Raw genomic sequence first — 24,403 nt, forward strand, 5'->3', positions numbered from 1 at the left:
ATTTTTACATATGCACTGGGAGAGAGTGTTTCATGCAGCAATCAGTCAACCGCTTTATTTATTTTTTCATAGCGGCTCTGTTTTTGCTGCCCTCATCCGCCCTGCACGCCAGCCTGGGTCTTGGACAATATTTTAAAGATGAACGTGGCACTACCAATTGGCAGTATGTAGCCAATTTTTCCAGTGGCGTATTAATCATCATCCTTTCAGTTGTTGCACTGATACTCTTGCTGACCTGGCGCAAGGCACATCGTGCCAACCGCGAACTAACCCTCATCCGAAATGAACTGGAACTGCGCGTTGAACAACGAACTGTTGAGCTGAAGGCCTCTGAATCCTACATTGCCAATATCCTGCGCTCGTTACCATTGATGCTGGTCGGACTGAATAATAAGGGACAGATCACTCATTGGAATCGCCAGGCTGAAGAAATAGCCGGTGTTTCTACAGCCGAGGCACTGGGCATGGATCTCTGGCAGATTTATCCCACCATCAGTATCACGCCAGCACAGATAGAGCAGGCTCTAAATTCTAATGAGCCGATGTATATCAAACAAAGCCAAAGCGGGCTCTATTATTTTAACATTACCATTTATCCGCTACAGGGACAGGGTGAGCCCGGCGCTGTCATTCTTATTGATGATGTCACTCAGAAAATTCTAGCTGAAAACATGCTGGTACATAACGATAAAATCGCCTCAATGGGTGAGCTGGCAGCTACCATGGCACATGATATCAATGCCCCCTTGCAGGCCATATTATTTGACCTGAGCAGCTTTCAAAGCTTGCTGACCTCCGGCAAACTCATGCAAACTCAGGGTGAAACCAGTCAGGAAATCGAGCGACTGAATCACCTGCTTGCCGATGCATCAGACAAAGGACGTAATGTCGCAGCAATCATCAACAATCTGCTAACCTTTGCGCGTCAACGTACCGACAAAAAAATGCCAGCCCAGGTGCCTGACTTGCTCGAACACGCGTTGCAACTGGCCGGTGACGTGCTGGTATCAACCCATAATTTTCGTTTCAGCGATATACAGATCGCCAGGCACTATGATGACAATCTACCAAGCCTGCCCTGTTATAACATCGAATTACAACAAGCCTTTCTGAGTCTTTTCCGGCATGCTTTTGATGCCATAACAGAAAGCAATCTCACCACCTATGCACCCTGTATACGTATCCATGTCAGCAAGTCGTATGATACGCTGTGGATACGCATCAACCACAATGGCACCCCCCTCTCAGATGAAGAGCAGATGGCCTTATTTGAACCTTTCTTCAGTAACGATGAGTCCAACCCGCATATCAATGAAGCTGGCAAGCGACTATCCTTTGCCTATTTCATCATTACAGAACAGCACGAAGGCCATATGGCAGTCACCTCAGATACGGAGTCCGGCACGACCTTTCATATGCAGCTTAGCCTGGATAGCTGATCAGTCACCAACAGTACGGGGAAGGATGTATGGATAAAGCACTTTTAAACATCAAGAACCTGTCAGTTGCCTTTGCCGACAACCCGGTCGTTCACCAGATCAATCTGCACATTCATCCTGGTGAATGTGTGGCGCTGGTAGGTGAGTCAGGTTCAGGTAAATCAGTAACCGCCCTGTCTGTGCTGCAATTATTGCCCTACCCTCTGGCCAGCCACCCTCAAGGCCAGATACTCTTTCAAGGTGAAGATCTGCTACAGATCAGTGAAGCAAAAATCCGTGCGATTCGCGGTAATCGTATCAGCATGATTTTTCAGGAACCCATGACTTCACTCAATCCGCTGCATTGTGTTGAGAAACAGATCGGAGAAACACTTCAACTGCATGCAGGCATGAGCCGCAAACAAGCTCGTTCACGGATTATTGAGCTATTAGAACTGGTTGGTATACCTGACCCGGAAAAACGCCTTAAACAGTACCCGCATGAGCTATCCGGCGGATTGCGTCAACGCGTCATGATTGCCATGGCCCTGGCAAACGAACCCCAGTTATTAATTGCCGATGAACCCACTACAGCGCTGGATGTAACCATTCAGAAACAAATTTTGGAGCTGTTGAAAAGCTTACAACAGAAACTAAATATGGCGGTGTTACTGATCACTCACGATCTGAATGTTGTCAAGCGCTATGCAGATCGCGTTTGTGTGATGCATCAGGGACGACAGGTTGAATCATCACCCTGCCAAGTGCTGTTTGAACAGCCACAACACCCTTACACGCGCAAGCTGCTGGATGCTGAACCGGATGGACGCCCTGCCGACGTTGCTGACAACTCGCACAAGGTATTGGAAACCCAATCCCTTAAGGTCTGGTTTCCCATCCACACTGGATTATTTAAACGTGTCAGCGGGTATCACAAAGCAGTGAACGACATCAATCTGACCCTGCATCGAGGTGAAACACTGGGCATTGTTGGTGAATCAGGATCCGGAAAAACCACACTGGCACTGGCAATCCTGCGCCTGATTCATTCCGATGGCAGAATTGAATTTGCTGGCCAGAACCTTAATCAGCTGGCTCAGAAAGCCATCAAGCCTTACCGCAAACAGATGCAGATTGTATTTCAAGACCCCTTTGGTAGTCTCAGCCCTCGCATGCTGGTGGGTGAATCCATCGCAGAAGGTCTGGAAGTTCATGGCATTACCGATAAAGCCGACATTGACCGGCGGATAAGCCAGGCATTAGAGGATGTGGGATTACCCACCGATATCCGCAACCGTTATCCCCACGAATTCTCTGGAGGACAGCGTCAGCGCATTGCGATAGCAAGAGCACTGGTCCTTAAGCCAGAGCTAATTGTCCTCGACGAACCCACGTCAGCACTGGACAGAACGGTGCAAAAACAAATCATAGCGCTATTGCGGGACCTGCAGGCACGCTATCAGCTCAGCTACCTGTTTATCAGTCATGATCTGGCGGTGATCAGAGCACTGAGTCATACACTGCTGGTGATGAAAGAAGGCATTGCTGTAGAGCAAGGAGATACTGAAGCCATCTTCCAGAACCCGGAACACCCTTATACAAGAGAGCTTTTTCTGGCGGCTTTCGGCAATGAGGCGCGTCCTTGCGCCTGAGACTGATTATTCAGTTAACTTAATAACTAGTTGCGCTGAATAGTGGCGGAATTACGCAGACCTTCCACGCGATTCTGGTATTCCAGTTGACCTTTTGTAGCGCCCAGCAGCGACATCATCACAGCCATTTCATCTGCGCTCAGCTCAACATCACTCTGGTGTACCGCATCCAGACGAATAATGGCAAAGTTACCATCACGCAACTGCATCAGCTCAAACGCTGGTGCCTGGTCATCCAGCATAGCAAAAGCACGCTGTCGAATTTCTGCTGGCACCCGCGAGTCACCTCGGTCGGCATCACTGACCTCAACCCAACTGTAATCCTCGCTCAGTTGTGCCAGTGCTTCACCACCCTGCAAGGCAATCAGCCATTCAGAGGCCTGCTGCTCAAGCTGCTGCGTAGCTTTCGCTGTAATCAATTCGAGCTCCAGCTCATCACGAGCTTCCTCAAACGTGATTTGACGGCTTGGCAGGTGCTCCTGAACGCGCACAACAACCGTACGTTCCCGATCCAGCTCAATAGGCAAACTGTTAAGACGCTCACGTAATAAGTCATCACTGAAGGCCGCCTCAACAACACGCGAATTACGTCCTAATTCACCAGGGCCACCATCGCGACTGATCGGCTCAGAGCGTTCAATATCCAGCTCCAGCTCTTCGGCTGGCACAATCAAATCGGCTGCAGAAAATGACAGGTCGGCCAGACGTTCCATTTTTTCAACATAGTCTAATTCAGCGTTACGCTCAGCAATTTCAAGTCGCAAATCATACGCGGATTCGGCGAAGGTAGGTTGCTCAGCCTGACGCAGGCCATCCAGACGGATTAAGTGAAAACCAAACTCGGTCTGCACAGGCTCGGAAACCTGCCCCACTTCAGTCATCGCAAACAGAGCGTCGGCAAACTCATCAGCCAGTGCCTCACGGGCCAAATAGCCCATGGCTCCGCCTTGATCAGCTGATCCTGGGTCGTCAGAGTTTTGCACTGCCAATTCAGCAAAATCAGCCCCAGCTTCCAGTTCTAAAGACAGCTCTTGAGCCTTGGCCAAGGCCGCCAACTCATCACGCTCATCTGTGACTTCGATTAAAATGTGTGAAACCGAACGCTCTTCTTCACTGACAAAATCAACCAACATCTGTTCATAGATAGCGCGCACTTCATCATCGCTGACTTGAGACGGATCTACAAAATCATTTTTATCCAGCACGACGTAATCAAGTACAACCTGCTCTGATGTTTGTAGGTCAGCCGCGCGTTGCTCATAGAGGTCACGAATTTCACTTTCAGTTACGCTGGTTTCGTTCAACAACTGCAGCAATGGCAACCGAACCCAGGCCAGATCGCGCTTTTGCTGATCCAACCGGACAACCCGCTCAACCTCATCGGGCGTACTGAAAGATGACAAAATGAACGCAGCACGCTCTTGGTTGGTCAGAGCTTCCTTGCGTAGCAGTTCACGGTACATCAATGGCGTCAAGCCAGCGTTGCGTAGAACCATTTCAAATTGGTTACGGTCAAACTTACCGTCTACCTGGAATTCGGGTGTGGATACAATTAATTGATCCAGCATTTGTTCTGATAAAAACAACCCCTGACGCTTGGCTGATTGAATCAATAAGGTTTGTTCAATCAGGCTTTCCAGCACCTGACGCCCCATCAGATTATCGTCCAGTTGTGTCGGATCAGCATCCGGCCCCATTTGCATCAGCAATTGGCGGCGCTGTAATTCAACACCTCGTTGCAGATCTATGACGGCAATATCTTCACCATTGACTTCAGCGGCTGGCTTTTCTTTGGAACCCAGACTGATCAATGACTCAGCGCCCCACAATACAAATGTCAGTGCAATCAGACCGACGATGGTCTTGGCAATAATACCTTTTGAGTTATCCCTGATGGATTGAAGCATTGTTTACGTTTCACCTATTGTTGTCATACAAAAAAAGCGCACCCGTTCGAATGCGCTTTCTTCTTTCTTCGCTCAGAAAGGTCAGTTTACTTATTTACTGCATCTTTCAAAGCCTTACCAGGCTTGAAAGTTGGCAACGTAGCCGCTGCAATTTCAATAGGCTGACCTGTCTGAGGGTTACGGCCAGTGCGGGCAGCACGTTCTTTAACAGAGAAAGTTCCGAAACCAACCAGTGCAACGGATTCATTGTTCTGAAGTGCTTTAGTTACAGCCTCCAGAGTAGCATCCAATGCACGACCTGCAGCTGCTTTTGGTAGATCAGCAGACGCAGCAATAGCATCAATCAATTCAGATTTATTCACATTGTTCCCCTTAAATGCATCATTATTTTGTTCTGTTCGCGTGGTTTGCCCAGTAACGCTTCAGGCCACTTTATACCAACACACAGATTCCTGTGTCAACCGCAGAGCCCCTTTTTGTAGGGGCTTCAGGCGATTAATGAGTACTTAATTGTCCTGGCTCAGCTTTTACACTGCCACCTTCTTTACTGACAATTTCGGTTTCACTTTCTGAAAGAGGCTCTGGAACCTGGGTTAAAGCAATATCCAGAACCTCATCAATCCATTTTACCGCGATTATGTCCAAGTCTGCCTTAATATTTTCAGGTATTTCTTTTAAATCACGTTTATTTTCATCAGGAATGATTACTGTAGTGATGCCACCACGGTGAGCAGCCAGCAGTTTTTCCTTCAATCCACCAATCGGCAACACCTGCCCGCGCAACGTAATCTCACCAGTCATAGCCACATCAGAGCGCACTGGAATGCCCGTCAGCACTGAAACCAGCGCAGTACACATGCCAATACCTGCACTCGGTCCATCTTTCGGTGTAGCGCCTTCAGGAACGTGAATATGAATATCGTGTTTTTCATGGAAATCGGCACGAATACCCAGTTGCCGCGAACGGTTACGTACTACGGTCAGCGCGGCCTGAATAGACTCTTTCATCACATCACCGAGCGAACCAGTGTGTATCTGACGCCCTTTACCTGGCACCAGAGCGGCTTCAATGCTGAGAATTTCACCGCCTACCTGAGTCCAGGCCAACCCTGTGACATGGCCAACCAGGTCTTCCTCTTCAGCCTTACCGTAGCTGTGCTTATGTACACCGGAATAATGTTCAAGATTGTCCGATGTTACGCGCTGCAGGTCAGTCGTCATTTGTTTTAGGGCAAACTCCCGTACCGCTTTACGGCAGATTTTGGCAATTTCCCGCTCCAGACCACGCACACCCGCTTCACGCGTGTAGTAGCGAATCAGATCCAGAATGGCTTCATCGGTAAACTCCAGTTCACCCGCTTTTAACCCGCTTTGCTTCATCTGCTTGGTGATCAGGTATTTCTTGGCAATATTGAGTTTTTCATCTTCGGTATAGCCAGGAATACGAATAATCTCCATGCGATCCAACAAGGGCCCTGGAATATTCATCGAGTTGGAGGTACAGATGAACAGCACGTCCGAGAGATCCATATCCACTTCCAGATAGTGATCATTGAAGGTGTTGTTCTGCTCAGGATCGAGTACTTCCAACAGGGCCGACGAAGGATCACCACGATGATCCATGCCCATTTTGTCAATTTCATCCAGCAGGAACAACGGATTTTTCACCCCGGACTTGGTGATTTTCTGCACCAGCTTACCCGGCATAGAGCCAATATAGGTACGGCGATGTCCGCGTATTTCTGCTTCATCACGCACACCACCCAGCGCCATACGCACATATTCGCGATTCGTGGCACGCGCGATGGATTTACCCAATGAGGTCTTACCGACCCCCGGAGGCCCTACCAGACAAAGAATGGGCCCTTTGAGTTTTTTGACCCGTTTCTGTACCGCCAAATACTCAACAATGCGCTCTTTTACCTCATCCAGACCAAAGTGATCTTCATCCAGAATGGTTTGCGCACGCTGCATATCCAGGCGGACCTTGGAGCGCTTCTTCCAGGGTATTTGCAACATCCAGTCGATATAACCGCGCACTACTGTAGCTTCAGCGCTCATGGGTGACATCATCTGCAATTTTTTGTGTTCGGCAAGGGTCTTTTTCAGCGCATCTTCGGGCATTTCAGCCGCTTCTATACGTCGGCGCAGCTCATCCATATCACTGCCACCACTTTCGTCCATATCGCCGAGCTCTTTCTGAATTGCCTTCATCTGCTCATTCAGGTAATACTCGCGCTGGCTTTTTTCCATCTGCTTTTTGACCCGGCCACGGATGCGTTTTTCAACCTCAACCAGGTCGATCTCAGCTTCCATTTTGGCCATCAGATATTCCAGACGCTCACGACTACTGAGCATTTCCAGAACCTTCTGCTTTTCATCCAGCTTGAGCGCCATATGCGCAGCCAAGGTATCCGCCAGGCGGCCAATGTCATCGATATTTTGTAGAGAGTTCAATACCTCAGCAGGTATTTTCTTATTAACCTGAATGAAACGTTCAAACTGATCCAGTGCGGTATGTTTATAAATATCACTTTCCGCATCTGTTGCCAGCTCCGTAACCATCACTTCAAGGCTGGCTGAGAAGCACTCATCGTTATCTGTGAGGCAAGCAATACGTGCACGGTACTCACCTTCAACCAATACTTTAACCGTACCGTCAGGCAGCTTAAGCATCTGTAATACGGTTGCTACTGTGCCTACATGAAACAGGTCAGAAGCAACCGGTTCATCTTCAGATGCACTTTTCTGAGCCACCAGAACGATCTGTTTATCTTGTGCCAAAGCATTATCCAGGGCACGAATTGATTTTGCCCGGCCAACAAACAGCGGGATAACCATATGCGGATAAACAACCACATCCCGCAAAGGGAGAACCGGAAGCTCAATAGCAACGCGACCACTACTGGCAGTGTCATCTTTTGCTTCAAAGTGATCCATAATTTTGTGCCTCTGTGCTGCGCACGCGCTCGGTTTGAGCTGTGCTCTTTGGATAGTATCAGTCTATGGGGACAGGGCTGAAAAAAACAAGCCGTACAGTGATACTCAACTATACGGCCCCCTAGGTATCGTCGATAAAACCAGACAATTTATTTGTAATACGCATTTGCCCTGTTGCTATGATCAGTAACATCTCTAACGGCTGCCAAACCCGGAATCCGTTCAATCAAGGTTTTTTCAACACCATCTTTTAAAGTTAAATCGACAGCACTGCACCCCTGACAACCACCGCCAAACTGCAGTATAGCAATCTGTCCTGATTCTTCTTCGACTAACTCAATCAGCTTAACCTCACCACCATGCGCTGCCAAACCCGGATTAATGTCCGAGTAGAGTATGTAGTTTATCTGATCCTGTAATGGACTATCGGCTGACACCTTCGGCATCTTGGCATTGGGAGCTTTAATAGTCAGCTGCCCACCCATGCGATCTTCGGCAAAGTCGATAGTCGCTTCTTCCAGAAATGGCAGGCTATTACGCTCAAGGTAGAAACGCACTTTAGTCGTTTCCATGACCTCATCATCACCATTGACCTCATCGGGTCGACAATAGGCCAGACAAGTTTCAGCATAGGGCGTCCCTGGCTGCGTAACAAAAAGCCGTACAGCCATACCTTCGACGTTTTGTTTTTCAAGCAAGCTGGCCAAGTATTCCTGACCACCATCTGTTACGGTAATTGTCATAGTTTTTCACACTCACAAGCATCGTGGATATATGCCAGACAGCATACACCGAAATCAATTCCTAGTAAATTAATCGGATATTATGTTGGCAACTTTAAATTCGTTAATCCATGCCGCGCTCGGCTTTAAAATAGGCTATAATCCCTTTCTTTTTTTCAGAATAACATGCCCAGAAAACAACAGCGCTCAAAACCAGCCTACCGGCCACTACACAGCATCGATACGCCACTTGTCGTGGATCGGTTCAGTCATGAGTGTCGCGGCATTACCAGTTATCAGGGGAAGACTCTGTTTGTACGCAACGCTCTGCCAGGTGAGCGAGTCAGCGTCAGGCTTGAGAAATCCTATAAACGCTACGATGAAGCCGATGCGATCGATATTACTGATTTCAGTAGCGACAGAGTGCCACCCGCCTGCCCGCATTACAATAGCTGCGGCGGCTGTGACCTGCAGCATCTGAATCCTGAGCGCGCACCCGAAATCAAACAGCAATTAGTGCTGGACCAGTTGCAACGCTTTGCTGATTGTACCCCCGTTATTGTTGAAGCACCCATTATCTCTGCCGCTACCAGTTACCGGCGCAGCGCCCGTATTGGTATCAATCAACGTCAGCGTGATGGCGCACTTCTCACAGGTTTTCGCCGTCGCCAATCTGCCAAGCTGATGGATATTGACCATTGCCCGGTTCTAGATCCACGTCTGGATCAACTCTTCAGCATTCTGCATGCGTATCTGGATGATCTGAGTGATTTACGTCACCTAACCGAGGTGCTGGTCAGCCTGGGCGATACCGGAGGAGCCTTGCGCTTTCGACTGACCCGGCCAGCCTCCGAACAGTTAAAAGAACGCCTGATCGCCATTGCAGCACAACTGCAGTTGTCAGCCTGGACTGAAGACAATCAACAGCAACTGACGCAACTATCTCCCAGCTCCGAACTGAGCTTCCTAGCCAACCACCAGACTCGGCTGCACTTTCTGCCGGGAGACTTTTTGCAGGTGAATGCCAGCGTCAATCGCGCCATGATTACACGCGCGCAGGAATGGTTAAACCCAAAAGCTGATCAGGTTCTGCTGGATATGTTTTGTGGTCTGGGTAATTTTTCACTGCCGCTAGCTCCCCATCTGAAACAGGTGATAGGGGTAGAAGGCAGTCTGACCATGGTTGAACGTGCGCGTCAGAATGCTGTGCGTAATGGCATCAACAATGCCGAGTTTTATTGTGCGGACCTTAGCCAGCCTATCAAAGCCAGCACCTGGTTTCGTCAAGGACAGGCAGATTTGATCCTGCTGGATCCACCCCGAAGCGGCGCAGCCGAATTACTTCCACAACTCCTGCAGCTCAAACCCGCCAAGCTGCTCTACATTGCCTGTAACCCTGCAGCCCTCGCCAGGGACGCAGCCGTATTGCTGGAAGCAGGTTACTGTTTACAACGTTTTTCAGTATTGGATATGTTTCCCAATACGTCGCACATAGAATCCATGGCACTGTTTGAGAGAAACACATGATTGAACTCCTTTATGCCGATGACGTCATGGTGGTGGTATCAAAGCCAGCCGATCTACTGTCTGTGCCTGGTATCGGTGAAGAAAAAAAAGATTGCCTGGTAAGTCGCCTGCAGGTTGAATTTCCTACCATCCGTATTGTACACAGACTGGATTATGCCACCTCAGGACTGTTGGTGCTGGCCTTAAACCGAGGTTCACACAGGGCACTGAGCATTCAGTTTCAGGAACGCATTCCCAAGAAACGCTATCAGGCACTGGTGGCTGGACAAATTAGCGGAGAAGGCGGTGAAATAAACCTTCCCTTGGGCCCTGACTGGGAACGTCGCCCACGTATGCTGGTTGATCACCAACAAGGAAAACCCTCGCTAACACACTGGGAATGTATTGATAAGCAGGATAATGCCAGTCGAATGCTACTCTACCCGCATACCGGTCGATCACATCAATTGCGGGTGCATATGCTGGCTATCGGCCATCCGATTCTGGGAGATGTGTTTTATACCGAAGAAGCCGAGCACAGCCGCCATGAACGCATGATGCTGCATGCGGATCAGTTGGGACTAGAGCATCCCGTTAGCGGCCAATGGATGGAGTTTGCCTCACCCTGCCCCTTCTGAGCACCAAAGGCCAGAATCAGTTGACGCGACGCTGGTTGCTTCCCTGCAGCCAGGCCTGAATATTGCCACAGGTCTGGCGAATAATGGTTTCACGCGCCTGGCGACTACCCCAGGCACAGTGCGGGGTAACCAGCAGATTAGGTATCTCCGCATCCAATAACAGGTTACCGTTTTGCGGTGGCTCTGCGGTTAATACATCCGTTGCCGCACCTGCCAAGTGACCAGAGCGAAGCGCATCAGCCAGGGCCGTTTCATTGACGATACCACCACGCGCCGCATTTACCAGATAGCTCCCCGATGGCATGAGTGCCAGCGCATCAGCATCAATCAAATCGCGGGTCGCTTCAGTCAAAGGACAATGCAAACTTAATACATCGATCTGTGGCAACAATTCAGCTAAGGGCAAGCGTCCCGGCGTTGCCTGAGTACCGGGTCGGGCAGCAATCAATACCTTCATGCCGAAGGCTTCAGCCAGGCGCTTAACCTCAGCACCCAGCTCACCGTAACCAATAATACCCAGGGTTCGACCGCGCAACTCCAGAATAGGATAATCCAGCAAACAGAATTGTGACGACTGATTCCAGCGCCCCTGCTCTACTGCCGCTTTATAATCTACAAAGCGGGTATGCATAACCAGCATTAACATCAATACATGCTGCGCGACCGATCCAGTACCATATCCCTGACAGTTATATACCGGAATGCCCGCCGCGTTTGCTGCTTCGATATCGACGTTATTCACACCCGTTGCAACAACACAAATCAACTTCAGTGCAGCAGACGCTTGAATTACCTCAGCCGGCAACAACGCCTTATTGGTAATAACAATATCAAAGCCCTGGATTCGCTCGGCTACTTGCTCTGGTAATGAACCAGGATAAACAACCAGTTCTGACAACTCTGCTTCAAGGGGGGTCAGATCAAGGTCATCCAAGCTTAAACTATCCAGGAATACAGCACGCATCAATCAAGTCCACCTTTCAACCAAAATCTATTCCAAGACGATGGCCGACTTCTTCGTAAGCCTCAATCACACCACCCAGCCCTTGGCGAAAGCGGTCTTTATCCATTTTGGTGCGAGTTTCTTTATCCCACAGGCGACAGCCATCAGGTGAGAATTCATCGCCTAGCACAACCTGCCCATTAACGAGTCCAAACTCTAACTTGTAGTCAACAAGCAGCAGCCCGGCATCATCAAACAGTTTTTTCAGCACACTGTTGGTTTTGAATGTCAGCGCCTTGGCAGTTTCAATATGCTCAGGTTCTGCCCAACCGAAGGTCGCAATGTGCGATTCATTCACCATAGGGTCGCCTAGAGCATCGTTTTTCAGAAACATTTCAAAGGTGGGTGGATTCAGATCCAGACCTTCCTCTACACCCAAGCGACGACACAGAGAACCCGCCGCGATATTACGGATCACACACTCGATCGGCATCATATCCAGACGCTTAACCAGGCTCTCGTTATCTGACAACAAGGCTTCGAAATGCGTTGGAATACCCGCGGCTTCCAGCTTCTGCATAATAAAGGCGTTGAATTTATTATTAACCTTACCTTTGCGATCAAGCTGCTCTACTTTTTTTCCGTCAAAGGCTGAGGTGTCATCACGGAACACCATGACCATGCGATCAGGATCATCCGTTGTGTAAACAGATTTGGCCTTTCCCGCATAAAGTGCTTCACGCTTTTCCATTCTTTTCTCCAATACACACCCCTATGAATAAGGGCTGAAAGTAATTAAATGCCTGTTATCTACAGCGTTTGCGGCAGCTGGTCTTTGATTTGCCAGAGTATTTCTTCAGCAACGACGGCCGGAGCCGCAATACCTTCCTCAGTCAGAACCGTAACCATAACACCAGAGCGGGTACGGTTCAGGTTGACCTGATAACGACCTACGTGTTCATACTCACCGGTATTATTATTGAATACACCGCGGCCACTGCCACCAAACACATAAATCACACGGCCACCAAACCAGATCTTATAGCCTTCACGGTTAGCCGGATTGTTTGGATCATTCAAATCAGTTAGTACTTCACCCTGTTCAGCCAGTTCAGCCGAAGTTAGCGTGCCCCGTGAGGAGTAGTTTATCTCTTCTTCATCATCATCTGATTGCCCCCCAATAGCTGAACTGAGGAAGCTGGTATCGATTGTGATATCTTCACGGTCTGAGAAGAGCCAATCAAAGAACCCCTTACGACTGGTATCTTCTACCTGCGTAGTGGTGGTATAAGTCATGTAAAAAATACCTGCCTGTTGATCTCGGGTACCCACATCGAGTTCGGCTTTATCAAACGCCGCATCAATAAGCCCCCAGGCACGATCAGCTGGTGCATTAACTCGAAGTGCCGGATTACCACGCGAATCACGACCTAACTCAGCACGACCGGCACGCTGCTGCTCCATCGCCAGCAAAGTACGAGCAGTGGTTGGCTCAGAGGCACGACTGAAGTAACGTAACATTTCAAACATCATATCACTCTGATAGCTGATATCCGGCACACCTCTATCCCAGTTAACCATTTCGGGTTCCTGGCCTGACGGGTATTGGACATGCTTCATGCGAATGGAGGTACGTTCATAATTATCCGGATCGGGTCGCACTGTGACCCGGAGCTTGTTTTCAGCAGGGCCGTCTATTGTCTGCAAGGTCAAACGTCGCATCCAGCGATCTACGATGTTGTAGTCCTCACCTTCCGTTCGTATCCAGTCAGTTTCAATTACCCCTTGGCGAGGATCGGTTCGTGCAACCCGTACGCCGTTGTAATCCCAGAAATCGATCACTTTGGTCCATACATCAGCGATAGGCTCATCGACCATGATAATGCGCTCACCGTCCAAGCGCTGCAGGTTAACCAAATCTGAGCCGGGGTCCGCATAGAAAAACTCTGGCCGCGGTGCCCGGAAGCGCCCCTGAATCCGTGTTGCTGTAGTGCCTACATCAGGGACTACCAACTGCTCACGGGTTTCGCGCGCCTGAATATTTGCCGGAATTTCCAGCCGCTGTCCAGCTTCTGCAAGCTCATAATCCTGACTACGATCACGGATGATACCGTGTTCTCCATAGACGGGATTTTTTACCGAACCACAGCCTGTCAGCACCAGTACGACAGCCATCAAGGGTAACGCAAATATTTGCGTTACATTCATCTTGCTATTTGTATTCATGCAATACCACTGTCTTTAAGTGCCTGGCGTACCACTTCATGGTACTGAGATGAAAGCTGGGTTAGAGGTAAACGTATACCGGGCTGCATCAACCCCATTTCAGCCAGCGCCCACTTCACCGGAATCGGATTAGCTTCAACAAACAAACGGGTATGCAATGGCATAAGCTTGTGTTGCAGCTCACGGGCGGCATCAGCCTGCCCCTCAAGCCCCAGACGACACAGTTCGGCCATTTCGGCAGGTGCCACATTTGCCGTCACGGAGATATTGCCCTGACCACCCAACAGGATCAACTCAATCGCGGTTGCATCGTCACCCGAGTAAACCGCAAAGTTGTCCGGTGTGGCGTCAATCAGCTCCTTAGCGCGTTCAAGATTGCCGGTTGCTTCTTTAATACCGATAATATTAGCCACAGACACCAGGCGCAAAACCGTTTCCGGTAACATGTCACAGGCGGTACGTCCCGGTACGTTATAGAGCATTTGCGGGATATCAACGGCGTCAGCAATGGCACAGTAGTGCTGATACAAACCTTCCTGAGTCGGCTTGTTATAGTAAGGCGTCACCAGCAGACTGGCATCAGCGCCTATCGCTTTTGCTCCACGGGTTAACTCAATCGCTTCTCGCGTCGAGTTTGCACCGGTTCCGGCAATGACAGGAATGCGGCCAGCGACCTGATCAACAATAAAGCCGATCGCCTCCGTGTGCTCCTTGCAGCTCAGTGTGGCTGATTCACCGGTAGTGCCTACGGCAACAATTGATGCTGTACCCTTTTGAATATGAAACTCAATCAGTCGTTTCAACGCGTCCCAGTCAATATCTCCATTGAGGGTCATAGGGGTTACCAGCGCTACAATACTGCCGCGAATCATCTTATTCTCCATATTTATACCTAACGGTGACGATCTGAATATCACACCGGACGTAAACAGAAACAGTGTTAACCTGACGCCCAGCTTCTGTTATCGTTATCTTATCTGAATGACCCATCATTCTAAACGAATAACGCCCCTTTAGCGTAGTAGCAGAAGCATTTTTCAACAGACTTTTTCCAGGAGCGAGTCATGAGTGAGCTTGTAACGGGTCATCCCGTGCCCAATTTCAGTGCCCCGGCGACCAGTGAGACTACCTTTACTCTCAGTGAGTTCAAAGGCCGCAATATCATTATCTATTTCTATCCCAAAGACAGCACACCGGGTTGCACCACCGAAGGGCAGAACTTTCGCGATCTCTATGATCAGTTTCAGGCATTAGACACAGATATTTTCGGTGTTTCACGTGATGGCCTGAAAAGTCATGAGAACTTTCGTGCCAAGCAGGCGTTTCCGTTTGACCTGATCAGCGACAAGGATGAAGCGGTATGTAAATTATTTGACGTCATCAAATTAAAGAAGCTCTACGGTAAAGAGCATCTGGGAATCGAACGCAGCACTTTTCTGATCGACAAAGCGGGCGTACTGCGGCAAGCCTGGCGCAAAGTCAAAGTACCCGGTCACGCAGACGAAGTGCTCGAAAGCGTCAAAGCGCTCTGAAGCGACCCATCTGACAAAAAAGGCTGACAGGAACGGATTACCGCTCCTGCTCAGCGTTCAGAGCATCAATCCGCCCATCATGATCATGTGCATGCTCCATAGCCTTGGGCCAGGCATTGACCACAGACTTCACCAACGTAGCCAAGGGTATGGCGAAGAACACACCCAACACACCCCACAGACTACCAAACACCAGTACGGCCACAATAATGGAGACCGGGTGCAGATTTACAGCTTCTGAAAAGAGAATCGGGACCAGCACATTGCCATCAAGCGCCTGAATCACAAAGTAAGCGGTCATCAGTGTAATAAATTCACTACCCCAGCCCCACTGAAAGAAAGCGACACCCGCGACTGGCAGGGTAACGACAGCTGCACCTATGTAAGGAATAATGACCGACAAGCCAACCATTAACGCCAGCAGCGCGGCATAATTCAGCCCCATAAATACAAACACGACATAAGAAACAGAACCCACAATCAGAATTTCGATGAACTTACCGCGAATATAATTTGCTATCTGGGCATCCATTTCAGTCCAGATACGTCGCATCATGTCACGTTTTTCCGGCAAATAGGCTGTCAGGCTGCCGGCCAGATAGTTGCCATCCCGCATGAAGAAAAACACCAGAATAGGCACCAAAATAAGATAGATCAACAAGGCAACAATATTAGTGATCGAGTGCAGTGAGAAAGTTAATGCCCACTGCCATGCCTTCCCTATCTCAGCTGCCGCAATCGCTATCAGCTGACGTATCTGCTGCTCGGCGACCAACTCGGGATAGCGTTCAGGCAACAACAACAGCACATTTTGAATTTCCGACATAATACGTGGCGCCTCATTCAGCAAGGTGACCAACTGTCGCCAGATTTGCGGCATGACCAGCAACATGAATGCCAGAAAAACCGCCATAAAGGTAGTAAAAACCAAGAGCACGGCCACCTTACGAGGCATGAAGCAAGCACAACGCTGCACCGCGCCCTGCATCAAAAAAGCCAGAATAATACTGAAGAACACCGGTGCTAACGCTTGCCCCAGAGTCAATATCACCCCCAAGGCCAAAATCAACAAAAGAAACAGTAAGAGTGCCTCTTCATCCGAGAAATAACGATGAATCCACTTACTGAAAATCTTTAACATAGTTAAAACATCTCCTGAGGCTGATGACTATCAACCACGCTGGATTAAATAGATAAATTTGCCTTGATCTGTGAACGACTTCAGCAACACATGGTCTGATTGATCTGTATAAGTCTTAAAGTCTCTGACGGAACCCGCATCGGTGGCTATCACCTGCAGCAGTTGTCCGACGTCCATTTTACTTAATGCTTGTTTGGCCTTTAACAGGGGTAAGGGGCAGTTAAGCTCGCTGGCATCGAGCAGATGATCTGGTTCAGGATTAAATGACATACAAACCTCGGATTTCAATACAGCGAACGTCTGAAGCCGCTGGACGTAATCGCCATGCTTAGATTAAAGTGCTGCACATGGTATTACAACTGATCACTATGACAAACAAGTATCTATATTTGAGATTTATCTTCTCAGTCACACTGCTGTCTATCGGCTCAAGCTTACTGTTTACTTCAGCCAGCGGCGCTTCGACCAATCTACCGGTGCTATCAGATCACTCATCAGCATCGGTTTCCATGGCATCGGAATACCGCCTGGGTCGCAACTGGGCACGGATGTTACGAGGAAGCGCCCCCCTGCTGCATGATCCCCTGATCTTTCACTATCTGGACGAATTGCTCTGGAATATCGCCCCTCATAGCCAACTCACGGATCGACGACTGGAATTGATCGTTCTGGATAATCCGACCTTCAATGCGTTCGCTGTACCTGGTGGCGTAATTGGCGTACATGCTGGGTTGATTACAGCAGCCGAATCGGAAGATGAACTAATATCAGTCTTAGCTCATGAGCTTGCGCATTTAAGCCAACGTCACTTTGCTCAACGCATCGAAGAAGAGCGGCGCAACCGCCCGCTGGTATTAGCCGGCATACTTGCGAGCATACTGATTGCAGCGGCCGACCAACAAGGGGGGGTCGCAGCCCTGTCATCTACTATGGGTGCCTCTGCACAGGCACAACTGACATTTAGTCGGCGCAATGAGGCTGAAGCTGACCGTATAGGCATGCAGACCATGGTTGCTGCTGACCGTGACCCCAAAGCCATGCCTCAGATGTTTTCACGCCTGCAACGCAGCTACCGTTTTTATGGTCAGCGCCCTCCAGAATTTTTGCTCTCACACCCTGTCACCGAAGCCCGCATTGCCGACTCATTAAACAGGGCCGAGACACTTCCGCGCGTCTCTCCACGCCCATACACACCAGAGTTTGACATTATCCGCACCCGCATAGAGGTACACTTCAGTGATCAACCCGGTGAAATATTAAAACGATTTATTGCTGATACCCAACGTGACAATCCAGCCATTGCACATTACGGCGCCATGCTGGCCGCCATGCGCACAAATCAGTTGGAACTTGCCAGACAGCACTTCGAACAACTGCCGCAGCAATGGGCACAGCACGCGTATATAAAATTAAGCGAACTTGAATTACTGCTGGCCGAAAATGATTTTACCCAGGCTGAAAGCCGCTCTGAAGCAATGATGGCTTTATATCCAGATAGCATGCCCGTGATGAAAATGCATGCGCGGGTGATGTATACAACAGGACAACCAGAACGAGCCGTTCCGATCTACAAACATCTGCTACAGGACTACCCGACAGATACTGACAGCTGGTACCAACTCGCTGAAGCAGAAGGCCTATCTGGCAATATAACCGGAGTTCACGAGGCGCGCATAGAATACTTTCTGCTGACGGGCAATATCGACAGCGCCATACAGCAGATCACCTTTGCCAAACGCGAAGCCAACCTGCACCCCTCGGATCTGGCCAGACTCGAACAGCTTGAAGCTGAAACCCTGGAAATACGCCGACAAATCAAGGAAGACTTGTAGTCTTCCTAACGATTAATCATTTCAGCGGGAAATCCAACATGCGCTGTAAAGGTATACGCGCACGTGCGATCAGATCCTTGCTGACAAGCACTTCCTGATCACCGTTTAACAGCACATCCCGCAGGTTTTCCAGTCCATTCATGGCCATCCACGGACAATGGGCACAACTTCGACACGTCGCCCCTGTACCACCGGTAGGCGCTTCAATTAAGGTTTTACCCGGCGCAGCCTGCTGCATTTTATAGAAAATACCGCGATCTGTAGCAACGATGAACATCGGGTTTGGCATCGTAGCGGCCGCATTAATCAGTTGGCTGGTAGAGCCGACCACATCGGCGAGCTCTACTACCGCTTCCGGTGATTCCGGATGCACCAGGACAGCTGCATCCGGATAAACGGCTTTCAGATCACGCAACCCTTTGGCCTTGAATTCTTCGTGTACAATGCAGGCGCCATCCCATAGCAACATTTCAACACCGGTTTTCTGTTGAATATAATCGCCGAGGTGTTTGTCCGGTGCCCAGATCACTTTTTTACCCTGCTCTGCCAGGTACTCCACCACACGCAGTGCAATACTTGATGTCACAACCCAGTCAGCCCGGGCTTTAACAGCAGCAGAAGTATTGGCATAGACAACAACTTCATGATCAGGGTATTGATCACAAAAAGCAGAAAACTCGTCAACTGGACAACCCAGATCCAGTGAACAGGTTGCCTCCAGTGTCGGCATAAGAATACGCTTTTCCGGGCTGAGTATTTTCGCAGTTTCGCCCATAAAACGTACACCCGCCACCAACAGCGTTGACGCTTGGTGCTGACTGCCGAAACGAGCCATTTCCAACGAATCCGAAACACAGCCACCACTTTTTTCCGCCAGTGCCTGAATCACTGGATCAGTATAGTAATGCGCAACCAGACAGGCATCTTTCAGCTTCAGCAATGACAGAATTTCATCAGTCAGCGAGGCTGATTGCTGTTGATCCAGAGCATCAGGCAAATGCTCCTGAGCAAAGTGCTCCTGAACAAGAATACGGTCTGCCAAATCTCGTTTACTTAGCATCAATCATTCCGAGTTGAATTAGGGTCAGCAGCCTAGGGCATGCATGAAAACCTGGTATTATAGCACATAGAGAAACACGAATAGACGGCTAACCTGTCAGGATTGATAGTGTGTCGGATCCGTCACACCAGCCTGCTCAAACCCCTTGGCACGCAGACGACAACTGTCGCAGCGTCCACAAGCTCGCCCCTCATCATCGGCCTGATAACAGGAGACAGTTTTTGCATAATCCATCCCGAGCGATACGCCTGCCTGAATAATTTCAGCCTTGGTGAGATCAATCAAAGGGGTATGAATGCGTATCGGTTTGCCTTCAACCCCCTGGCGTGTTGCCAAAGCGGCCATGGCCTCAAATGCACGAATAAACTCCGGGCGACAATCCGGATAACCAGAATAATCGACGGCATTCACACCGATAAAAATAGCACTCGCATCAAGAACTTCAGCCCACCCCAGCGCCAGAGAAAGAAAAACGGTGTTGCGCGCAGGAACATACGTCAGTGGAATAACCCCTTCCTGCGCCTCACCGGTTTCCGATTCCGGCATACTCATGCTGGGGTCAGTAAGCGCCGATCCGCCAAAGTCTTCCAGGTTCAAACGTAGCACACGGTGCTCTACAACCCCGGCATCTATCGCAACGGCACGGGCTGCATTCAACTCTGTAAGTGAACGCTGACCGTAATCAAAACTGAGTACATAACAGCTATAACCCTGATCTTTGGCCATAGCCAGAACCGTTGCCGAATCTAACCCTCCGGACAGGAGTACAACGGCACGTTCGCCAGTCATTATCAATACCCTCTTCAGTTACTTTCGACAGGACGGAAACTTTGTGCCAATGTCGCCGCGGTACTCTGCGGATATTCACTGATCACACGCTGCATCATATGCCGTGAACGTTCCTGCTCACCCATTCTGGAAAGGGTCACGCCTAGCTTGTACAGAGCATCAGGAACTTTGTGGTGAGTTGGAAACTGCTCCAGCACAGTCTCAAACGCGATACTGGCTTGCTCCAGTGACTCGTTAGCCAGATGCAACTCACCCAACCAATAGTAACCATTGGCGGTATTGGTATGTTCCGGATAGCGTTGTACAAAAGCCTCAAAAGCACTAATGGCCTGATCAAACTCACGCGCCCGAACTAATGCAAAGGCTTCGTCATAAGCTTGTTGATCATCTGCGGAAACGGGTTCAGCGGTAATACCAGGCTCAGCATCAGCAGCAGTCTCAGCAGCTACGGGTGTCTCGGCTGGCGGCATATCAGAGGGATCTGACAGTGGCGGCAATGCATCAGAATCCATGGCTGCTTGCATCAGCACACTGAGACGCCTGTCCATATCGCGGTAGCGATCAGAGGAATCGGCTTCCAGGCGCTGCAGCTTATGCTGCGTGGTTTCAAGTTCCCCACGCAGGTAACGAACATCCTCTTGCAACTGAAGCACCAGTAAAATCAGTTCGCTTTGACTGGAAATACCGGTGGATGCTGCAGATGTATTCTGAGCATCATTTCCCTGGATTTCGATCACCGGTACCTGGGCCTGTGCTGACAACGTCAGCACAGCACTCAGGCAACCCGCAACTGTGTATTTCAGTGAAGGTTTCATAATCAGTCTATCAGCGGCTCAGGTATCTCAATTCAACACGACGGTTCTGCGACCAGGCACCTTCGTGATTGCCGGTAACTGATGGACGCTCCTCGCCATAGCTCACGGTTTCGATCTGACCCGCATTGGCACCATTGACAATCAACAGACGCTCAACAGCATTGGCACGACGCTCGCCCAACGCCATATTGTATTCACGCGTACCACGCTCATCGGTATGGCCATCCAGTCTTACACGTGCAGACGGATTACCTGCCAGGTAACGGGCATGACCTTCCAGGTCAGGAAAAAACTCCTGACGCACAACAGCACGGTCAAACTCGAAATAAAACACATTTTTCAGAGTCGCCACTTCTTCCCAGCTACCTGGAGTTACACCCGTACCGGTTCCGGCACCGTAAGCACTGGTGTCAGTGCCTGTACCTGTACCACTCATCGCCCCTGAATCAGTTTTACTGCCAGTAGAACTACACCCTGCAGCAAACGCCATAACAGCAGCCAACGCTAGCGCTTTAGTCAAATGAACATAACGCATTTTTTTCTCCTGTTGCCCGCTTTATAAGCAAGCAATTCAATTTAAGGTTGATACAGTTTATTTCAAAAATGGCGACCACGCCGGTTCTCTGACATCACCCTGTGGAACTGGCATATTGAAACGAATGCGCCCGTCCAGAGATACCGCGGACAAAATGCCACGACCTCCATCCTGGGTAGCATACATAACAATGCTGCCGTTCGGCGCAATGCTTGGAGACTCATCGTAATCACTGTTGGTTAAAATATCCAGACGTCCACTCTTTAGATCCTGAACGGCTATCTGGAAACGACGCGAACTGCCACGGTGAACCATGGCCAGAAAACGCCCGTCTTGCGTGAGACGTCCGCGAGCATTATAACTGCCTTCGTAAGTAACACGTTCCACTGAACGCGAGGCCAGATCCATCCGATAGATCTGTGGCGAGCCACCACGGTCAGAGGTGAAAAAGAGAGATTTTCCATCCGGCGCCCAGAAAGGCTCAGTATCGATTGCACTGCTTTGTGTCATTCGATCCAGCGCACGGGTTCTCAAATCCAGCACATAAATTTCAGGGTTGCCATCTTTAGACAAGACTAGCGACAGCTTATGACCATCGGGTGACCAGGCCGGCGCCCCATTTAGGCCAGGAAAGGACTGAATCTGTTCTCGCTGCCCTGTTGCCAGATGCTGTATATAGATAACTGGGCGCGTAGTCTCAAAAGAGACATAGGCGAGCTTGGTACCATCAAACGACCAGGCCGGTGACAGGATTGGCTCATTTGATTCCAGGATGGTTCGGGCACGCTCACCATCCCAATCAGCTAACCGCAGACGATAGCGTTGATTTTCAGCGTCACGACGGTCCGCAGCAACATAGACAATACGGGTTGAAAAAGCACCCTTGATACCGGTTAAAGCTTCAAAAACAGCATCCGAGACATAGTGTGCCGCATCACGAAGGCTTTGCTTACCGACAGACACTTCCCGCACTAAAATGCGCTCTTCTTTAAGCACATCATATAACTCAAAGGTAATCTTTACTTCATTCTCAGATAAAGGCTCCATGCGACCTATAACCAGGTAATCCTGATTTACCATACGCCAGTCACGAAAAAACACCTGCTCTTCACGTTCAGGAAAACTCAGCATATTTTCACGGTTCATGGATTTAAAAAAGCCGCTGCGTCCTAAATTCTGACTGATGATCTCAGCAATATCTTCAGGCAGGGCATCGCCGCCCCAACCAAAGGGTGCCACAGCAACCGGCACAGGGCTGTCAACGCCCTGAGTCACTTCCACTACCAACTGCTGCGCCATCAACGCTGAGCTGAAACCAAACAGCAACAAAAATAATAGCTTTTTAAATAATGTCATTACCATCTCAATCCTTCAGGCCTGAAAATCACCTGTGTTCTTCTCAGACGACGCTCAAATAATATTGGTTCCACTTCAGCTACGCGCGGTAAACGCTCAGTACGTCTAACAGCTTGTTCCGCTGAACGATCAAATGCCAAATCGCCACTGCTTTGCACAATACGCACATCAGCAATCTCCCCATTTGGCATCAATTGTATTTCAACTGTTGCCTGCATTCCTGTACGTGCCGTGGCTGGAATATTCCAGTTGCGCGTCAGCATAGCACTGATATATGAACCTATATCACCAATGACTGCATTAGCTGCTTCCTGAGCAGCTCGCTGGGCTTCTGCTCTGGCCTCTGCTTCAGCCTGTGCCTGAGCAGCCTGAGCCTCACGCTGCTGCGCCTCTTCCTGTGCTTTAGCTGCTTCCTGACGCTGACGCTCTTCGGCCTGGCGACGCTCTTCCTGACGCTGCTGCTCTTCAGCCGCTTGACGCTCAGCTTCTTCACGACGCTGACGCTCGGCTTCAGCCTGTTGTTGGCGCTCCTGCTCGGCGCGAATTCGTGACTCTGCCTCCCGTTGCGCGACTAGCTCCTGCTGACGCTGTTGCTCAGCTTCTCGTTCTTGTTGCTGGCGTTGCTGTTGTTCTTGACGCTGCTGTTGTTCCTGGCGCTGCTGTTGTTCTTGACGCTGCTGTTCTTCCTGGCGCTGCTGTTCAGCCACAGCCTGCTCTTGACGCTGCTGCTCGGCCTGACGTGCCTGCTCCTGCGCCCTAGCCTGCTCTGCCGCCTGTTGGGCAGCGGCCTGATCCGTCTGCAAGCTGCTCATATCGATCATGCGCGCCTGCAAATGACGGGGCTGTGGACGTTGAGCTTCGGAAAAATCAAACCACTGTCCAGCAATCAACGCCAACATCATTACATGGACCAGCGTCGCCAGAATAACCGGTAATACATAATTGCGATAATTATCCACGCCCGGCCTACTCTGTGACCAAACCAACACTGGGCGCGCCCGCCTGCTGCAACAGCACCATCAGTTGCACCACTCGATCATAGGTCACATTTTTATCACCCCTGACCAGCAGAAGCTTGTTAGGGTTTTCATTCAACACACTGGTGATCCGCTGTCTGATCGCATCTGCATCCGCAATCTCGGAATCATCACCACCCACATTGATGTAATAATTTCCATCCTTATCCACCGAAACGATCAGCGGCTCCTGATCTTCGGCTTCTACCGGTTCCGCGCTGGCCTGAGGCAAATCTACATCCACCCCCTGCGTCAGCATCGGCGTTGTCAGCATAAAAATCACCAACAGAACCACCATGACCTCAATATAAGGTACCACATTGATTTCTGCATTTAGACTACGCTTTTTGCGAGTACGCCATTCCATCATCAGAC

The 24,403-nt window shown here is 49.8% G+C and carries 22 protein-coding genes and 1 pseudogene; 6 read left to right on the forward strand and 17 right to left on the reverse strand.

All coding sequences use genetic code 11. The features are described from left to right. Positions 1-32 precede the first annotated feature (32 nt). Both F5I99_RS11990 and F5I99_RS11995 read left to right on the forward strand, forming a co-directional pair. Complete coding sequence (locus tag F5I99_RS11990; RefSeq protein ID WP_151056310.1) at positions 33-1,439, forward strand: two-component system sensor histidine kinase NtrB; 1,407 nt, start codon at positions 33-35, stop codon at positions 1,437-1,439. A 29-nt stretch (positions 1,440-1,468) separates the two neighbouring features. After that, a complete protein-coding gene (locus F5I99_RS11995) occupies positions 1,469-3,070 on the forward strand; it encodes an ABC transporter ATP-binding protein (RefSeq protein ID WP_151056312.1) in 1,602 nt (533 codons plus the stop codon). Between the two features lie 26 nt (positions 3,071-3,096). Here F5I99_RS11995 and F5I99_RS12000 read toward each other — a convergent pair whose 3' ends face one another. The 4 genes and pseudogenes from F5I99_RS12000 to nfuA all read right to left on the reverse strand — a co-directional run bounded on the left by F5I99_RS12000 (position 3,097) and on the right by nfuA (position 8,660). Next, positions 3,097-4,977, reverse strand: coding sequence for a SurA N-terminal domain-containing protein (locus tag F5I99_RS12000; RefSeq protein WP_151056314.1), 1,881 nt, complete (start codon positions 4,975-4,977; stop codon positions 3,097-3,099). A gap of 86 nt (positions 4,978-5,063) precedes the next feature. Next, positions 5,064-5,345 (reverse strand): annotated as a pseudogene (locus F5I99_RS12005) (HU family DNA-binding protein); the annotation flags it as partial. A gap of 127 nt (positions 5,346-5,472) precedes the next feature. Further along, positions 5,473-7,917, reverse strand: coding sequence for an endopeptidase La (gene lon, locus F5I99_RS12010; RefSeq protein ID WP_151056316.1), 2,445 nt, complete (start codon positions 7,915-7,917; stop codon positions 5,473-5,475). 149 nt (positions 7,918-8,066) lie between these two features. Beyond that, on the reverse strand, positions 8,067-8,660 hold the full coding sequence (nfuA, locus tag F5I99_RS12015) for a Fe-S biogenesis protein NfuA (RefSeq protein WP_151056318.1): 594 nt from the start codon (positions 8,658-8,660) through the stop codon (positions 8,067-8,069). A 165-nt stretch (positions 8,661-8,825) separates the two neighbouring features. On the opposite strand from nfuA, the gene rlmD reads away from it, so the two are divergent. Together rlmD and F5I99_RS12025 are read left to right on the forward strand one after the other, a co-directional pair. Then, on the forward strand, positions 8,826-10,166 hold the full coding sequence (gene rlmD / locus F5I99_RS12020) for a 23S rRNA (uracil(1939)-C(5))-methyltransferase RlmD (RefSeq protein WP_151056320.1): 1,341 nt from the start codon (positions 8,826-8,828) through the stop codon (positions 10,164-10,166). Continuing rightward, positions 10,163-10,783, forward strand: a complete 621-nt coding sequence (locus F5I99_RS12025) for an RluA family pseudouridine synthase (RefSeq protein WP_151056322.1) — start codon at positions 10,163-10,165, stop codon at positions 10,781-10,783. Before rlmD ends, F5I99_RS12025 begins: the two co-directional genes overlap by 4 nt. 16 nt (positions 10,784-10,799) lie before the next feature. Here the strand turns inward: F5I99_RS12025 and F5I99_RS12030 are convergent, their stop codons facing one another. The 4 genes from F5I99_RS12030 to dapA are packed head-to-tail and all read right to left on the reverse strand — an operon-like array spanning position 10,800 to position 14,824. Further along, a complete protein-coding gene (locus F5I99_RS12030; protein ID WP_151056324.1) occupies positions 10,800-11,747 on the reverse strand; it encodes a 2-hydroxyacid dehydrogenase in 948 nt (315 codons plus the stop codon). A gap of 16 nt (positions 11,748-11,763) precedes the next feature. Continuing rightward, the gene (purC, locus tag F5I99_RS12035) at positions 11,764-12,477 is read right to left on the reverse strand and encodes a phosphoribosylaminoimidazolesuccinocarboxamide synthase (RefSeq protein ID WP_151056326.1); all 714 of its coding nucleotides are present in this window, start codon (positions 12,475-12,477) and stop codon (positions 11,764-11,766) included. A 59-nt stretch (positions 12,478-12,536) separates the two neighbouring features. Next, positions 12,537-13,952 carry an outer membrane protein assembly factor BamC gene (bamC, locus tag F5I99_RS12040; RefSeq protein WP_225307395.1) on the reverse strand — a complete coding sequence of 472 codons (1,416 nt, stop codon included), beginning with the start codon at positions 13,950-13,952 and terminating at the stop codon, positions 12,537-12,539. Continuing rightward, a complete protein-coding gene (dapA, locus tag F5I99_RS12045) occupies positions 13,949-14,824 on the reverse strand; it encodes a 4-hydroxy-tetrahydrodipicolinate synthase (RefSeq protein WP_151059155.1) in 876 nt (291 codons plus the stop codon). Before dapA ends, bamC begins: the two co-directional genes overlap by 4 nt. Positions 14,825-15,016: 192 nt before the next feature. Here dapA and F5I99_RS12050 point away from each other — a divergent pair, with 192 nt between their 5' ends. Then, positions 15,017-15,484 (forward strand): peroxiredoxin, encoded by a 468-nt coding sequence (locus F5I99_RS12050; RefSeq protein ID WP_151056328.1) that lies wholly within the window; start codon positions 15,017-15,019, stop codon positions 15,482-15,484. A 37-nt stretch (positions 15,485-15,521) separates the two neighbouring features. Here the strand turns inward: F5I99_RS12050 and F5I99_RS12055 are convergent, their stop codons facing one another. After that, positions 15,522-16,625 carry an AI-2E family transporter gene (locus F5I99_RS12055; protein ID WP_151056330.1) on the reverse strand — a complete coding sequence of 368 codons (1,104 nt, stop codon included), beginning with the start codon at positions 16,623-16,625 and terminating at the stop codon, positions 15,522-15,524. Between the two features lie 30 nt (positions 16,626-16,655). After that, positions 16,656-16,895 carry a sulfurtransferase TusA family protein gene (locus F5I99_RS12060; protein ID WP_151056332.1) on the reverse strand — a complete coding sequence of 80 codons (240 nt, stop codon included), beginning with the start codon at positions 16,893-16,895 and terminating at the stop codon, positions 16,656-16,658. A 77-nt stretch (positions 16,896-16,972) separates the two neighbouring features. Here F5I99_RS12060 and F5I99_RS12065 point away from each other — a divergent pair, with 77 nt between their 5' ends. Further along, entirely contained in the window at positions 16,973-18,457 is a 1,485-nt protein-coding gene (locus F5I99_RS12065) for a M48 family metalloprotease (RefSeq protein ID WP_225307396.1), read from the forward strand. A 16-nt stretch (positions 18,458-18,473) separates the two neighbouring features. Here F5I99_RS12065 and nadA read toward each other — a convergent pair whose 3' ends face one another. From nadA to tolR, 7 genes are all read right to left on the reverse strand, one after another. Continuing rightward, positions 18,474-19,517 (reverse strand): quinolinate synthase NadA, encoded by a 1,044-nt coding sequence (gene nadA, locus F5I99_RS12070; protein WP_151056334.1) that lies wholly within the window; start codon positions 19,515-19,517, stop codon positions 18,474-18,476. 96 nt (positions 19,518-19,613) lie between these two features. Beyond that, positions 19,614-20,306: a 7-cyano-7-deazaguanine synthase QueC gene (gene queC, locus F5I99_RS12075; RefSeq protein WP_151056336.1), complete on the reverse strand. Its 693-nt coding sequence runs from the start codon at positions 20,304-20,306 to the stop codon at positions 19,614-19,616. A 14-nt stretch (positions 20,307-20,320) separates the two neighbouring features. After that, on the reverse strand, positions 20,321-21,121 hold the full coding sequence (ybgF, locus tag F5I99_RS12080; RefSeq protein ID WP_151056338.1) for a tol-pal system protein YbgF: 801 nt from the start codon (positions 21,119-21,121) through the stop codon (positions 20,321-20,323). 10 nt (positions 21,122-21,131) lie between these two features. Next, complete coding sequence (gene pal / locus F5I99_RS12085; protein ID WP_151056340.1) at positions 21,132-21,656, reverse strand: peptidoglycan-associated lipoprotein Pal; 525 nt, start codon at positions 21,654-21,656, stop codon at positions 21,132-21,134. A 57-nt stretch (positions 21,657-21,713) separates the two neighbouring features. Beyond that, a complete protein-coding gene (tolB, locus tag F5I99_RS12090) occupies positions 21,714-23,012 on the reverse strand; it encodes a Tol-Pal system beta propeller repeat protein TolB (RefSeq protein ID WP_151056342.1) in 1,299 nt (432 codons plus the stop codon). Continuing rightward, a complete protein-coding gene (locus F5I99_RS12095; protein WP_151056344.1) occupies positions 23,012-23,971 on the reverse strand; it encodes an energy transducer TonB in 960 nt (319 codons plus the stop codon). The genes tolB and F5I99_RS12095 overlap by 1 nt, the downstream gene beginning before the upstream one ends. 7 nt (positions 23,972-23,978) lie before the next feature. Next, positions 23,979-24,398, reverse strand: a complete 420-nt coding sequence (gene tolR, locus F5I99_RS12100) for a protein TolR (protein WP_407670301.1) — start codon at positions 24,396-24,398, stop codon at positions 23,979-23,981. Between the last annotated feature and the right edge of the window lie 5 nt (positions 24,399-24,403).

Source organism: Nitrincola iocasae, from assembly GCF_008727795.1.
Taxonomy (GTDB): Bacteria; Pseudomonadota; Gammaproteobacteria; order Pseudomonadales; family Balneatricaceae; genus Nitrincola; species Nitrincola iocasae.

What these genes read in the sequence shown, in the direction of transcription:
- purC (WP_151056326.1), bottom strand. Translation starts at nt 12,477, where the DNA reads ATGGAAAAGCGTGAAGCACTTTATGCGGGAAAGGCCAAATCTGTTTAC.
- F5I99_RS11995 (WP_151056312.1), top strand. Translation starts at nt 1,469, where the DNA reads ATGGATAAAGCACTTTTAAACATCAAGAACCTGTCAGTTGCCTTTGCC.
- bamC (WP_225307395.1), bottom strand. Translation starts at nt 13,952, where the DNA reads ATGAATACAAATAGCAAGATGAATGTAACGCAAATATTTGCGTTACCC.
- F5I99_RS12000 (WP_151056314.1), bottom strand. Translation starts at nt 4,977, where the DNA reads ATGCTTCAATCCATCAGGGATAACTCAAAAGGTATTATTGCCAAGACC.
- F5I99_RS12030 (WP_151056324.1), bottom strand. Translation starts at nt 11,747, where the DNA reads ATGCGTGCTGTATTCCTGGATAGTTTAAGCTTGGATGACCTTGATCTG.
- nfuA (WP_151056318.1), bottom strand. Translation starts at nt 8,660, where the DNA reads ATGACAATTACCGTAACAGATGGTGGTCAGGAATACTTGGCCAGCTTG.
- queC (WP_151056336.1), bottom strand. Translation starts at nt 20,306, where the DNA reads ATGACTGGCGAACGTGCCGTTGTACTCCTGTCCGGAGGGTTAGATTCG.
- pal (WP_151056340.1), bottom strand. Translation starts at nt 21,656, where the DNA reads ATGCGTTATGTTCATTTGACTAAAGCGCTAGCGTTGGCTGCTGTTATG.
- ybgF (WP_151056338.1), bottom strand. Translation starts at nt 21,121, where the DNA reads ATGAAACCTTCACTGAAATACACAGTTGCGGGTTGCCTGAGTGCTGTG.
- tolR (WP_407670301.1), bottom strand. Translation starts at nt 24,398, where the DNA reads ATGATGGAATGGCGTACTCGCAAAAAGCGTAGTCTAAATGCAGAAATC.
- F5I99_RS11990 (WP_151056310.1), top strand. Translation starts at nt 33, where the DNA reads ATGCAGCAATCAGTCAACCGCTTTATTTATTTTTTCATAGCGGCTCTG.
- dapA (WP_151059155.1), bottom strand. Translation starts at nt 14,824, where the DNA reads ATGATTCGCGGCAGTATTGTAGCGCTGGTAACCCCTATGACCCTCAAT.
- F5I99_RS12060 (WP_151056332.1), bottom strand. Translation starts at nt 16,895, where the DNA reads ATGTCATTTAATCCTGAACCAGATCATCTGCTCGATGCCAGCGAGCTT.
- nadA (WP_151056334.1), bottom strand. Translation starts at nt 19,517, where the DNA reads ATGCTAAGTAAACGAGATTTGGCAGACCGTATTCTTGTTCAGGAGCAC.
- tolB (WP_151056342.1), bottom strand. Translation starts at nt 23,012, where the DNA reads ATGACATTATTTAAAAAGCTATTATTTTTGTTGCTGTTTGGTTTCAGC.
- F5I99_RS12025 (WP_151056322.1), top strand. Translation starts at nt 10,163, where the DNA reads ATGATTGAACTCCTTTATGCCGATGACGTCATGGTGGTGGTATCAAAG.
- F5I99_RS12065 (WP_225307396.1), top strand. Translation starts at nt 16,973, where the DNA reads ATGGTATTACAACTGATCACTATGACAAACAAGTATCTATATTTGAGA.
- lon (WP_151056316.1), bottom strand. Translation starts at nt 7,917, where the DNA reads ATGGATCACTTTGAAGCAAAAGATGACACTGCCAGTAGTGGTCGCGTT.
- F5I99_RS12055 (WP_151056330.1), bottom strand. Translation starts at nt 16,625, where the DNA reads ATGTTAAAGATTTTCAGTAAGTGGATTCATCGTTATTTCTCGGATGAA.
- F5I99_RS12050 (WP_151056328.1), top strand. Translation starts at nt 15,017, where the DNA reads ATGAGTGAGCTTGTAACGGGTCATCCCGTGCCCAATTTCAGTGCCCCG.
- rlmD (WP_151056320.1), top strand. Translation starts at nt 8,826, where the DNA reads ATGCCCAGAAAACAACAGCGCTCAAAACCAGCCTACCGGCCACTACAC.